Consider the following 12,939-nt stretch of genomic DNA (forward strand, 5'->3'; position numbering starts at 1 on the left):
CCAATAAACGACTCTTCAATGTGACATATCGAAAAAGTTGTTCCTTAAATGGATCTATTATTAATTTTACCACTGTAAAAGTCCCATATTTTACATTTTAACCTACAATACAGATGAACAAGTCCTACATAGTCTTATGCTGTTTTTTTTCTATCATCCTTTTCTCGTCTTTTAAGACTGGTAGTGAGTGCCAATACGCAGGTGCCAATATCGACTTTGCCAAGAATCAAACCGAAAAAGCCCTTGATATTGCCGATATCAACATTGTACGTTACCACACTTATAAAGCCATAAACGCTATCGAAAAAACACAGGAAAAATTGGCTGTTTGTGGCTGTGAATATGCCATACAAGATTTGAAAAAAAGTTTGGCAAACCTAAAACTGGCCACTAAGGCCACCGATTTGGACAGCACACGAATTTTACTTTTAAGATCTTTAGAGGACATTATGGGAAGCTTGAATGCCCTTGAAGACCACCACTTACATGAAAACAAAGAAAAGAACGATTTAATAGCTATAAACACTACGGGCACTAACAATGAAGCTACACTAATAAAAAGAAAACCTACCCCTACTATTTACAATAAAATCGACAGCTCTTTGGCCAAATACAAAAACTCGCTCAACAAAGTAGTGGAAACGGTAAATTGTAAGGAAGCAAAAGCCTTTGTAGTGGATATTATCGACCAATGCCAAAATGAGCTTCTTAGAGACGACCTGTCCGAAGGGAAAAAATATTATTACCTAAGAACAAAAGAAATTACGACCAAAGCACTTACCAAAATAGGTACTTGCGAGACCGAATAATTGCCCTTAAAATTAGTATTATTTACTGGCAAAAAGCTTTACGTCATCTTCCGACACTTCTTTACCTCCTAAAATTATAAGTCGCTCCACTACGTTTCTCAGTTCTCTGATATTGCCTGTCCAATCGTAGGTTTTTAGCAATTCTACCGCCTTATCAGAAAAAGTTTTAATAGCTACGCCTTGTTCTGCAGCTATTTTTTTTGAGAAATGTTCTATCAAAAGGGGAATATCATCCCGCCTGTCGTTCAATGAAGGTACTTTTATAAGAATTACGGCCAATCTATGGTAAAGGTCTTCTCTAAACTTACCGTCTTCAATTTCCTTTTTAAGGTCCTTATTCGTGGCAGCTACCACACGCACATCTACTTTTATATCTTTATCGGTACCTACCCTTGATATCTTACTTTCTTGCAAGGCCCGTAGTACCTTGGCTTGTGCCGAAAGACTCATATCCCCTATTTCATCCAAAAAAATAGTTCCCTTATTGGCGGCCTCAAATTTTCCGGCCCTATCTTTTACGGCAGAGGTAAAAGCACCCTTTACATGACCAAAGAGTTCACTTTCTATTAATTCTGACGGAATTGCCGCACAGTTTACCTCTATAAAAGGCCCTTTGCTACGTCCACTTTTTTCATGAATCCAATGTGCGACGAGTTCTTTTCCTGTTCCGTTAGAACCTGTGATCAATACACGGGCATCTGTTGGCGCTACCTTCTCGATCATGTCCTTGATTATGGTAATCTCCTCACTTTCACCGATCATTTCATAGTTCTTGCTTACCTTCTTTTTTAGATTTTTATTCTCAACCACCAAACTCTTTCTATCCAAGGCATTTCGTACTGTAGTCAACAATCTATTTAAATCGGGCGGTTTTGATATATAGTCAAAGGCACCTAAACGCATCGTATTTACGGCGGTATCCAAATCTCCATGACCAGAAATCATAATAAACGGAATTTCGGGCTTTATTTTTCTGGCCGCCTCCAATACTTCCACACCATCCATTTTTGGCATTTTAATATCGCATAGCACAAGATCATAATCATTGCCCTTTATAGCTTCTAGGCCCTTAAGTCCGTCCTCGGCCTCTTCTAGGGTATAACCGTTATTTTCTTCTGAAAGGATTTTAACCAAAACCCTTCTAATAGCAGCTTCATCCTCTATTACTAAAATCTTTGACATAACTTATCTTTAAATTCCTATTCGAAAACCTGTTCTAAAATACAATCCGGCCTCATCGTTCAAGGTAAAAATATCCTTTCTTTCATCGTCCCTTAAAGCCCCATTCTGAAAAAGAGTGTACCCCCCTACAAAATACAACGACATATCTTTTGTTATTTTATACTGATAACCTAGTGCCAATAATAATGCCGTTTGTGAAATATCTGTCGACAAATTGTTTCCCGAAAGCAAAATATCGTTTTGGATATTCACATAATAACCATCTACGAACAACTCGGCCTGAAAAAAATGTCCCTTTGGTGTAAAGTACTTAAGTCCCGATTTTGGAACTCCTAAAACATACGACCAATCTGGATGAAATCTTTTTTCATAATACAAAAAAGGCAATGGTACCTGAATGGGCGAGCTGGAGTTATAGGATATTCCCAAGACCAATTTATACGGTTTTTCTACATTTTTTTTATCCTGATATGCCCCGGCCGTATAGTTCATATTGAAATCTTCTTCTTGCAGGTCCTCTACAAAATTTGATGACCACCTAGGGGTGACCACGCCGACCAACCTCCATTCTTCCGTCATTTTATATACATAGCCCAGATTAATATCCAATACATGAAGTTTTTTTAGGTCATCCGAATTTTCGAACAAGCCTTCGGGCACCTCAAAGTTGTACCTATTATATTCGCTACCTACGATAATAAAGTCTTTTTTATTCCTTACCGGAATAGGTAAATTGGCCAATAGTTTAATTCTAGATGTTTCAACATCAGAACTGTTGCGTGGCATCAACATATATTCTGCCCTAAAAACATCGGGTGTTTGGGAAATACCTAAATAACATGCCATAAAAAGCGAATAAAGCAGTAGCTTTCCTTTATTTCTCATTCACAATCATTGTTTTCATCATCACTGAGAAGATTTATTTTGGTAGATATGTACATCTCTTTGCGGAAAAGGTATGCTAATATTATTTTTTCTAAACTCGGCATCTATTTTATAACGCAGTTCACTTTTTATTCTTGGGTCGGAAAAACTGTCCTCTATATAGAAGTTTAAAGAAAATAGTAAAGCGGAATCTCCAAAATCATCAAAGGTAACAAAAGGCTTGGGGCTGTTTAAAACACCTCTGTGCCCCTTTATCGTTTTCTCTAAAATCTCTGTCACCAACTGCACATCGCTGCCATAGGCCACCCCTATTTTTATATTCTCGCGAGTAGTTTTATGGTTTTGGGTATAGTTATATATTATATCGCTTATAAAATGATGGTTCGGAATAATAATAACTTTATCATCTCTGGTTATTGCCCTTGTGGTTCTAAGTTTAATTTCAAAAACTTTACCCACCTTGCCGTTTATCTCTATAATATCGCCAACTCGTAAAGATTTATCTATAATTATAAAAATACCCCCTATGATATCTTGAAACAATTCTTGCAAGGCCAGACCAAGACCTACGAACAAAGCAGCGGAAGCGGTTATAAGAATGGTAATATCTATACCTGCCGCACTCATGGTAATAAGTACCACAACTATATAGACCACATACTTGATAAACTTGAAGACACTAATAAACTTCAACTTATCATCGTTCTCCATTTTTCTCGTGAAGAACTTGCGGATCAACCCCATTAAAAAATTGCTTACCACAAAGGCCACTACCAATAGCAAAAGCAAACCAACAGTAATGTTGATGGATTTATCACCATTGGTAAACTTAAATCCAAGCTCTAAAAACTCCTTAATGGAGCCCCAGATATTGTCTTCTATAATTTCCTTGATTTTACCAGCTTCTTCTTGAGCCATATTTAGTACTTAAGCCATTTAAGCAATTCTTTATAACTAGGTTTTTTGCCATACATAAGTATACCCACCCTATAAATTTTTGCAGCCAACCAAACTATACCAATAAAGGTAGCTATTAAAATCAAAATTGAAGATACCAATTGCCAGATAGGAACACCACCTTCACCGATCCCTCCGGGAAGCCTCATTAACATAACAATAGGCGATGTCAACGGAAAAAGGGAAAACCCTACCGCAATGGGGCCGTGCGGGTTACTAAATACCGAGAAAAAGCCCACATAAATAGCCAACATCAAAGGTAATATTATCGGAAAAATAAATTGTTGCGTATCTGTTTCGTTGTCCACGGCCGCTCCAATAGCCGCATAAATTGAACTGTAGATCAAGTAACCTAGAACAAAATAAACCATAAAAAAGAACAGCAACATGGCCCATGGAATATCAAAGATCTCTTGAGCATACAATTGCATGGTGGTATCGGCAGATGACAAAATAGGATTGGCCCCGTTTCCTATACCAGCGCTCACGCTACTATCCGTAAGAGTGGATGGCTCTATATCAAAAATGGCCATTGCCACAAACAACAATATACCTCCACTAACGATCCATATGGCAAACTGGGTTATACCGGCCAAAGAAGTGCCTATAATTTTACCCAACATTAACTGAAAGGGTTTTACAGAAGAAATGATCACCTCTATAATTCTACTTGTTTTTTCCTCAATGACACTTCGCATTACAAAGCCTCCGTAAATAATGATGAACATCATGATCAAATATCCGAAGCCCCCACCAATTATCGCTTTGATCTCGTTAAGTCCCTTTAGATTATGCTCGCCATCAAAAGTTGAAATGTTCAACTCATATTTACTATCCATTTCGGCATAATCACGTGCAGATATCCCAAACTCCCGTAAGCGTTCTTGTCTTAGGCGCTCTTTAAATATTCTTTCAAGCTTTTCCAGCACGGTAGTACTCGGCGACTCTTTACTATAGAAGAACGATCGTTGTGCCACTTTTTGCAAGTTGTCCTCATTGGGTATATAGACCAAGCCGTAATACCCCATGTTCATTGTAGAATCTTTGGCCTCCTCTAACGAGATATCTTTATACTTTACAAAAGATGTTGTTTCTGAAGTTAAAAATTCATTGGAGAAATAATCACTTTCGTTCAATACCGCTATGATTCTCTTCTCATTATCGTTTAATTCGGTCAAATAAGCAATAAGAACGATCATACCCACCATAAGAATAGGGCTTAGAAAGGTCATTATCACAAAAGACTTGTTCCTAACTTTCGCCAAATATTCACGTTTAATGATCAATGGTAGCTTACTCATGTGCAATACCTTTGTTTTCTACGGTTCTTATAAAAATTTCATTTGTGGAAGGAATAGTCTCTATAAAGCTATTGATGTTTCCTTTGGCACCTAACAAATTAAGTAGAGCCCCAGAGTCACCTGAAGGTAACTGCACCGAAAAATTCAATTGATCCTCTTCTGTATCCACATTGGAGGAAAGCACATTAAATTTATCTTTTAGTTCCAACAATAAATTGTCTGTTTCCGTTGTTTTTATGCCCACTTCAAATATATTGTTCTTGTATGCTTTCTTAATATCGGACAACCTACCGTCCAATATTTTCTCAGACCTATGAATCAAGGCTATATACTCACATAATTCTTCTACCGATTCCATTCTATGGGTAGAAAATATGATAGAAGTTCCACCATCTTTTAACCTTAAGATCTCGTCCTTTATGATATTGGCGTTAATTGGGTCAAAACCACTAAACGGTTCATCGAAAATAAGCAGTTTCGGTTCGTGTAAAACGGTGACGATAAACTGTATTTTTTGTGCCATTCCCTTTGAAAGTTCCTGGATTTTTTTGTTCCACCAATCCCCAATCTCCAATCGATCGAACCAATATTTTAATTTTTGCTTAGCGTCATTTTTGGACAATCCCTTCAATTGAGCCAAATACAGGGCTTGCTCACCAACCTTCATACTTTTATAAAGTCCACGTTCCTCTGGCAGATATCCAATTTTAGCTATATGTTCGGGTTTTAAAGGTTCTCCTTCAAACAAAACTTCTCCTTGGTCCGGATATGTAATTTGATTTATAATCCGTATCAACGTTGTCTTACCTGCGCCATTGGGGCCCAATAAACCGTATATGCTGTTCTTTGGAATTTCTATAGAAACATTTTGAAGAGCAGTATGATCACCATACTTTTTGGTGACCTTGTTCGCGACCAAAATATTATTCATGTAAGCAATTTGTTCAAAGATATTGAATTGTTTTCAAAGGATTTTCGAAGCCCTAATTTTTTGGCAAAACTTATTTGAATAGGTTTAAAAACAAAACCCACCCTTAACAAAGAATCAAGGATGGGAAAAAAAATTGCTATGAAAAAGAAAATTAATATCGGTCTCCCAATATTATCTCAAATATACGTTTTTTATTTAAAAATATAAGTTACTGAAAATCAAGAGAACATATCCTTTACTTTTTCAAAAAACGATTTATCGGATTTCTCCGGTTTGGGTTCAAAGTTTTCGTTCCCCTGCATACGCTCAAAGAAATCTCGCTGTTCTTTATTAAGTTCTTTGGGCGTCCATACGTTCACGTGCACCAACAAATCGCCGCTACCATATCCATTTAAGCTAGAGACACCTTTACCGCGCAACCTTAATATCTTACCTGACTGTATTCCAGGTTCTAACTTAATCCTCACTTTACCTCCTACAGCATCAATCTCTTTAGAAGTACCCAAAATAGCTTCTGAAATACTAATGTACAGATCGTAGTGCAGGTTATCACCTTCTCTTTTAAGCGTAGGGTGCTCTTGGGTCTCTATAGCGACCAATAAATCTCCGGGCACTCCATTACCAGGGGCATCGTTACCTTTACCTGGCACTTTTAGCTGCATACCTTCCTCTACTCCGGCCGGAATATTTATGGAAACCGTTTCTTCCACAATCTTTAAGCCCTGAGCATCGGAACCACTTGGCCTACCATCGAGGATTTGTCCACTTCCACCACACGTACTACATGTAGCAGAGGTTTGCATTCTTCCCAATATTGTATTTTGAATCTTGGTTACCTGCCCTCGTCCGTTGCAAGTTGCACACGTTTTATAGGTAACGCCCTCTGCCTGTATTTTTCTTTTTACCTTGACCTTTTTCTCAACACCATTGGCAATTTCATCTAAGGTAAGCTTCACCCTAATTCGCAAATTACTTCCTTTTACCCTACGTTGTCCACCGCCAAAACCGCCGAAACCACCAAAGCCTCCACCGCCAAAGGCACTTCCGAATATGTCGCCGAACTGGCTGAAAATGTCATCCATGTTCATACCTCCACCACCAAAGCCTCCACCTTCAAAAGCAGCATGGCCAAACTGGTCGTATTTGGCTTTTTTATCAGGGTCGCTTAAAACCTCATAAGCCTCTGCAGATTTTTTGAACATCTCTTCAGCTTTGGCATCTCCCGGGTTTTTATCCGGGTGGTATTGCAAGGCCTTTTTTCTATAGGCCTTTTTTATTTCTGCCGCAGATGCATTTTTGCTTACACCCAGAATTTCATAAAAATCTTCCTTCATATTGCTTTTTTAGTTTCCTACTACAACTTTTGGGTGTCTTATGATTCTATCTCCCAACTTGAAGCCTTTTTCGATAACATCCACTACCTTACCTTTCATTTTTTCTTCAGGAGCCGGAATTTGGGTAATGGCCTCGTGAATATCCGCATCAAAGACATCTCCTGCCTTAACTTCAACATCTTCTAACCCCTTGGACTTAAGTGTTTCTCTAAATTTACCCCTAATCAGTTCAACACCCTTGAACATTTCCTTGTCCTTAGACTTGGAAAGTTCTTTTAAGGCTCTATCAAAATCGTCCAAAACAGGCAGAAGAGACACAATTACCTCTTGCCCTGCCGTCTTAAACAATTCCATTCGCTCTTTTGATGTTCGTTTTTTATAGTTTTCGAATTCTGCAAAAAGCCTTAAAAACTTATCTTTTTCCTTTCCGACTTCTTCTCGTAAACGCTCTTCTTCTGTCATTTCATTTTCTTCTTGAGCGTCTTCTTCTTCATTTATTTCCTTATCTTTTTGCTCTAATTCTTCTTGTCCTAGTTCTTGTTCTTGCTCTAATTCTTCCTCTTCTATTTTTTCGATTTTATCTTTATCGCTCATTTCTTTTACTTTAATGATCTCCGAATCTGAGTCGGCAAAAGTACTGCCAAATCTCTAAAAATGTCAAAATGTCACCAAAGTTTATAAAAAAATCCGCCAAAAGCGGATTCTTCGATAAGAAACTATTCTTACAGCAAAATCAAGAAACATAATCTTTGGTCGTATTATGCGACCTCTCATTGCTACGATTGCCGTATATATTTTCTAAGGCTGAACACACGTTCTGATAGCGAAACAAAAAACCTTCTTCCTCTATAGCCTTACTACTGACCCTTTGACTGGTATATAACAACTCGGACATCTCCCCTAAAATAGCTTTCATAGCAAATCTCGGAATATTTGGCAGAATCAATGGGCGCCCCATCACCTTGGCAATCTCTTTCACCAATCTACTATTGGTTACAGGGTTTGGCGACACCCCGTTGAAAACACCACCTATTTCATTGTCTACAACAAATAAAAAAATTCTTGCCAAATCGGACAAGTGTATCCATGACTGCCATTGAAGCCCAGAACCAAAAGCGGCCCCTACATAATTCTTAACGGGTCTCGCCATTTCTGGCAGAGCCCCACCTTTATCCGAAAGTACCAATCCGATTCTTACTTTGGAGACCGTGAGCCCAATGTTTTTAAACTCATCCGCCTTTTCTTCCCATTTCTTAACCACCATGCCCAAAAAGCCATCGTCTACACTGCTCTCCTCTTCTGTATAGTAATTGGAAAGTGAATTTGGATAAATACCTGTTGCCGATGCCGTAGCAATAATTTTAATGTTGTGTCTTTGAAGTTGATATATCCCCAACAACAAAGTATCCAAAGAATCGACCCTGCTGGCAAGAATCTGTTTCTTGTACTGTTGGGTCCAACGTTTTGAGATACTGGAACCCGCCAAATTTATAATTGCCGAAACCCCCTCAAAGGACCTTAGGTCAATTTCTTTTTTTTCGGGATTCCAATAAAATCCCTTATAATTTGGTTCTGAAACCAATTTATTTTTGCTTGTGGTCAAAAAATTGACGTCGTATCCTTTTTCATGACATTGGGATACCAATTCTTGCCCAACCATTCCTGTCGCCCCAGTTATCAATATCTTCATACAACAAAGATATCGGTTTATGGGAAGGCACAGAGCATGTTTAATGCCGATTTAACAGTGCTAATTGATTTTTAAGAAAATTTAACCTTAAACAACTACACGGCAACTACTTACGGGCACGTAACATTTCTCTTTTTCCCGGAGGCCCCGGCAATCTCTCAACGGTAAAACCTACCTCTTGCATAGCCCGCCTTACGCTTCCTTTTGCGGAATACGTGACCAATACTCCGCCTTGCTTTAGAGACTTATACATTTTATCAAAAATTTGCACTGTCCATAATTCTGGTTGCACCCTTGCCCCAAAAGCATCAAAGTAGATAAGGTCAAAATCCTCTATATTCTCTATTTGGTCAAAAAATTTCTTTTCTTTCTTCAGCGAAAAACAATTATTGATCTCTACCTCTTCGTTCCATGGCACGCTATGCAACAGTTCAAATTCTCCACTATGGGCCGTTGCTTCCAGTTTTTTCACATAATCCAATTCTAGAATTTCCTCTTTGGATACCGGGTACGCCTCCACCCCTGTATAGCTAATGGTCAATTTTCTTGCCTCCGTCTCTAACAAGGTAATAAAAGCATTTAGCCCCGTACCAAAACCTATTTCTAAAATTCGAAGTTCTTGGTTTTTGTATAAATCCAAACCTTTTTTGATAAAAACATGATAAGCCTCTTGCACGGCACCATGTTTAGAATGGTACTGTTCGTCCCAATCTTTTATGTGGATTGTTTTAGAACCGTCTGCGGTAGTGATAATTTCCCTTTCCAAACTACTGCAATATCAAAACACCATTGGCCTCAAAACCGTATGTTTTTTTCGGTTTTAAAATTTTTGCTATCTCAGCTTCCGAAGCACCGCCATCTTTGGCAAAATGTTTTTGGTCGGCAACGCTCATTTCCTCTACATAGGCCTTGCCCTCTACAACTACTTTTTTTCCTTCAATATCCTTTGGCATAAAAAAACCATAATCCTTGAACCTAACCATGGTTTCTTCACCATCTTCCAGTTGCAATTTCATCCAGCACCCTTTTACCTTACAAACCTCTTGTACCTTGCCAGTAAACTTAGTGTTCAAAGTATCTGTTACGGACATTGCCGTGTATTTTTCTTTCATCGCTGCAGAGCTAATGGCATTCTTTTCATTTATCTGCTCACCAAAAGAGTTGGTTGCGGCTACTTTCTGCCCCATACAGGCAAAACTTATCATAAAAAACACAATTAAAATGTTAAAACCTTTCATATTGCATAAAAATTAAGTTAGAACTACAAAACTGGTCATTTTTAAACTAAAAAAGAAGTAGCAATTAGGATAATTGATTAATTTTAATCAATTAAATTCCAATTTAGATGAGTACCGAGATCAATAACATTATAGTAGAGAAGGCAAAAACCTCTAAAATTGACCAAGTTGACTTTGACAACCTTAAATTTGGCTCTGTATTTACAGATCATATGTTGGTCTGTGATTATAAAAACGGCTCTTGGCAAACACCAAAAATTGTACCGTACCAACCAATAACCCTGGACCCATCATCTAAAATATTTCATTACGGCCAATCTATCTTCGAAGGTATGAAGGCCTATAAAGACGATCAAGGGGATATTTTCTTGTTTAGACCTTTGGACAATTATAAGAGATTGAATATTTCAGCTAAAAGGATGGCCATTCCAGAACTTCCCGAGGACTATTTTATGGAAGGACTTACCACGCTGTTAAAATTGGACCACGATTTTATTCCTACCAATGACGGATCGTCGCTTTACATTAGACCTTTTATTTTTGCATCTGGAAATGGTTTTCATGCGTCGCCTGCAGATGAATACAAATTTATTATTGCATGTGCCCCTTCTGGTTCTTATTTCTCTGGAAAGGTAAAAGTATTGATAGAGCAGACCTACTCAAGATCCGCGAACGGAGGGGTTGGTTACGCAAAAGCCGGAGGTAATTACGCGGGGCAATTTTACCCCACCCAATTAGCAATAGACAAAGGATACAACCAGGTTATATGGACCGACGATACCGATCATAAATATATTGAAGAAGCCGGCGCCATGAACATATTCATACGTATCAACGATACTCTGATTACCGGCCCTACAAGCGATAGAATTCTGGACGGGATTACCAGAAAAAGTATCTTGGAAATAGCCAAAGACAACGGTATACCTACCGAAGTAAGGAAAATTACGGTCGCCGAAGTTGTGGATGCCGCCAAAAACGGAACCCTGAAGGAAATGTTCGGTGCAGGTACGGCAGCGGTTATATCGCCGATTGCAGGTTTTGGGTATAACGAAACAGATTTTGACCTACCAGAGTTAACCGATAGCTACGCCACAAAACTAAAGAAATTGATTACTGACATACAGTACAATAAATCTGAAGACCCATACGGCTGGCGCTTTAAAGTAACAGAATAAAAAAGGGCCTCGACGAGGCCCTTTTTTATTATTTTTCTAAAATACCGGCAATATCCGGTTTAAAATAGTTGGGACCTTTTAAAACCTTCCCGTCTTCCCTATAAATAGGTTTACCGTCCGCCCCCAATTTGCTCATATTACTTCTTTGAATCTCGTTAAAGACCTCTTCTATCTTATATTGCATGCCATGTTCCAAAATGGTACCACATAATATATACAGCATATCCCCCAAGGCATCGGCAACCTCTACCATATCGTTATTGGTAGCTGCCTCTAGATATTCTTTGTTCTCCTCATCCATCAGGTTAAATCGCAATTTATTTTTTGCCTCTCCCAAATCCGCCTTCATTTCATGTGAAATTCCCAATCCAAAAGATTCATGAAACAATTGAACAGCATTGATTTTATTTTTCATTTACGTAATTCTAGTTTATAGATTAGCTTTGCGTAAAAATATAAAATATGTTCAGCACCGGACAAATTGTTTTTGCCATCCTTTTTACAGTTTCTTTTTTCTTTATTATTGTCTTTACTTACAAAAAAGACCTAAAACTTCACAAAAAAAATTACAAAGGTGTTAAGTGGGTAGGAATATTCTTTATAATATTCATAATAACTCTCTTTTGTATTAAGTATTTTATTAAGAAATAGCCAATATTTTACGTTCACAACAAATCTTAAGGCTTTCACAACAAAAAAAAGGATTTCCTCGTATAATATAACAAATAGCGTAATTTTGCGTTATGCATCTATAAAGGGGCTTATAGTTATGATGACATTCTTTACAATTTTACTGGTATTAATAGGATTAAATGTGGCTATGGTCATCGCAAGCATGAAAAGTGTAAGCAAAAAGATGAAAAAACCTACAGCCAATATTCCAGAAAGCACAAATACCGTTATTTACCCTATAGATTTAATTACATCCAGCTACAAGAAAGCTGTATAGTTTTTTACCTTTACAAGGTATGAAACAGTTTTTACTAATTTTTATAGGTGGGGGTATAGGCAGTTTTCTTCGATATGTTATATCCAAATCCCTAAACACCTATTACCATAATTTTTATTTAGGAACTTTTCTAGTAAATATAATTGGCTGTTTAGTTATCGGTATTTTAATAGGCCTTTCATTAAAGAACAATTATCTATCCGAGAATCAAACCCTATTGTTGGCCACAGGGTTTTGCGGAGGCTTTACAACCTTTTCCACTTTTGCCCTTGAGAGCAACTTACTCTTAAAAGAACATTCTATACTATACATGTCACTTTATGTTGGGCTTAGTGTAGTTTTAGGAATCTTGGCCATTTCTGCAGGGCTATGGATCAGCAAAATGTTATAATCATAACATTTCAATACTTCTTCTTTAAAATTAAAGAGTTTACCCTCTTTTTACCCATTTATTACACATTTATCAAACATTTATTACATATCAC

Annotated in this window: 15 protein-coding genes; 4 read left to right on the plus strand and 11 right to left on the minus strand. The window is 37.7% G+C overall.

The features are described from left to right. The first annotated feature begins 113 nt into the window (after positions 1-113). A complete protein-coding gene (locus AB657_RS08135; protein WP_047246036.1) occupies positions 114-809 on the plus strand; it encodes a hypothetical protein in 696 nt (231 codons plus the stop codon). Between the two features lie 18 nt (positions 810-827). Here AB657_RS08135 and AB657_RS08140 read toward each other — a convergent pair whose 3' ends face one another. From AB657_RS08140 to AB657_RS08185, 10 genes are all read right to left on the minus strand, one after another. Then, positions 828-1,991, minus strand: coding sequence for a sigma-54-dependent transcriptional regulator (locus AB657_RS08140; RefSeq protein ID WP_047246037.1), 1,164 nt, complete (start codon positions 1,989-1,991; stop codon positions 828-830). Positions 1,992-2,000: 9 nt separating this feature from the next. Next, a complete protein-coding gene (locus AB657_RS08145) occupies positions 2,001-2,876 on the minus strand; it encodes a DUF6268 family outer membrane beta-barrel protein (protein ID WP_047246038.1) in 876 nt (291 codons plus the stop codon). Between the two features lie 21 nt (positions 2,877-2,897). Next, positions 2,898-3,794, minus strand: a complete 897-nt coding sequence (locus tag AB657_RS08150; protein ID WP_047246039.1) for a mechanosensitive ion channel family protein — start codon at positions 3,792-3,794, stop codon at positions 2,898-2,900. A gap of 2 nt (positions 3,795-3,796) precedes the next feature. Then, positions 3,797-5,134 carry an ABC transporter permease gene (locus tag AB657_RS08155; protein WP_047246040.1) on the minus strand — a complete coding sequence of 446 codons (1,338 nt, stop codon included), beginning with the start codon at positions 5,132-5,134 and terminating at the stop codon, positions 3,797-3,799. Then, the gene (locus AB657_RS08160) at positions 5,127-6,065 is read right to left on the minus strand and encodes an ABC transporter ATP-binding protein (RefSeq protein ID WP_047246041.1); all 939 of its coding nucleotides are present in this window, start codon (positions 6,063-6,065) and stop codon (positions 5,127-5,129) included. The genes AB657_RS08155 and AB657_RS08160 overlap by 8 nt, the downstream gene beginning before the upstream one ends. A 218-nt stretch (positions 6,066-6,283) precedes the next feature. Beyond that, positions 6,284-7,399 (minus strand): molecular chaperone DnaJ, encoded by a 1,116-nt coding sequence (dnaJ, locus tag AB657_RS08165; protein ID WP_047246042.1) that lies wholly within the window; start codon positions 7,397-7,399, stop codon positions 6,284-6,286. A gap of 9 nt (positions 7,400-7,408) precedes the next feature. Further along, on the minus strand, positions 7,409-7,993 hold the full coding sequence (locus AB657_RS08170; RefSeq protein ID WP_047246043.1) for a nucleotide exchange factor GrpE: 585 nt from the start codon (positions 7,991-7,993) through the stop codon (positions 7,409-7,411). Between the two features lie 139 nt (positions 7,994-8,132). Then, positions 8,133-9,089, minus strand: coding sequence for a TIGR01777 family oxidoreductase (locus AB657_RS08175; protein WP_047246044.1), 957 nt, complete (start codon positions 9,087-9,089; stop codon positions 8,133-8,135). Positions 9,090-9,195: 106 nt separating this feature from the next. Continuing rightward, positions 9,196-9,855, minus strand: a complete 660-nt coding sequence (gene mnmD, locus AB657_RS08180) for a tRNA (5-methylaminomethyl-2-thiouridine)(34)-methyltransferase MnmD (RefSeq protein ID WP_047246045.1) — start codon at positions 9,853-9,855, stop codon at positions 9,196-9,198. A gap of 1 nt (position 9,856) precedes the next feature. Further along, a complete protein-coding gene (locus AB657_RS08185) occupies positions 9,857-10,276 on the minus strand; it encodes a DUF4920 domain-containing protein (protein ID WP_232304862.1) in 420 nt (139 codons plus the stop codon). A gap of 158 nt (positions 10,277-10,434) precedes the next feature. Here AB657_RS08185 and AB657_RS08190 point away from each other — a divergent pair, with 158 nt between their 5' ends. Next, the gene (locus AB657_RS08190; protein ID WP_047246047.1) at positions 10,435-11,505 is read left to right on the plus strand and encodes a branched-chain amino acid aminotransferase; all 1,071 of its coding nucleotides are present in this window, start codon (positions 10,435-10,437) and stop codon (positions 11,503-11,505) included. Positions 11,506-11,533: 28 nt separating this feature from the next. Here the strand turns inward: AB657_RS08190 and AB657_RS08195 are convergent, their stop codons facing one another. Further along, on the minus strand, positions 11,534-11,920 hold the full coding sequence (locus AB657_RS08195) for a pyrophosphohydrolase domain-containing protein (protein WP_047246048.1): 387 nt from the start codon (positions 11,918-11,920) through the stop codon (positions 11,534-11,536). 354 nt (positions 11,921-12,274) lie between these two features. On the opposite strand from AB657_RS08195, the gene AB657_RS17960 reads away from it, so the two are divergent. Continuing rightward, positions 12,275-12,454, plus strand: coding sequence for a hypothetical protein (locus AB657_RS17960; RefSeq protein WP_047246050.1), 180 nt, complete (start codon positions 12,275-12,277; stop codon positions 12,452-12,454). A 19-nt stretch (positions 12,455-12,473) separates the two neighbouring features. Continuing rightward, positions 12,474-12,845, plus strand: a complete 372-nt coding sequence (gene crcB, locus AB657_RS08210; protein WP_047246051.1) for a fluoride efflux transporter CrcB — start codon at positions 12,474-12,476, stop codon at positions 12,843-12,845. The last annotated feature ends 94 nt before the right edge of the window (positions 12,846-12,939 follow it).

It is taken from the genome of Maribacter thermophilus (genome assembly GCF_001020565.1).
In the GTDB taxonomy this organism is placed as follows: Bacteria; Bacteroidota; Bacteroidia; order Flavobacteriales; family Flavobacteriaceae; genus Maribacter; species Maribacter thermophilus.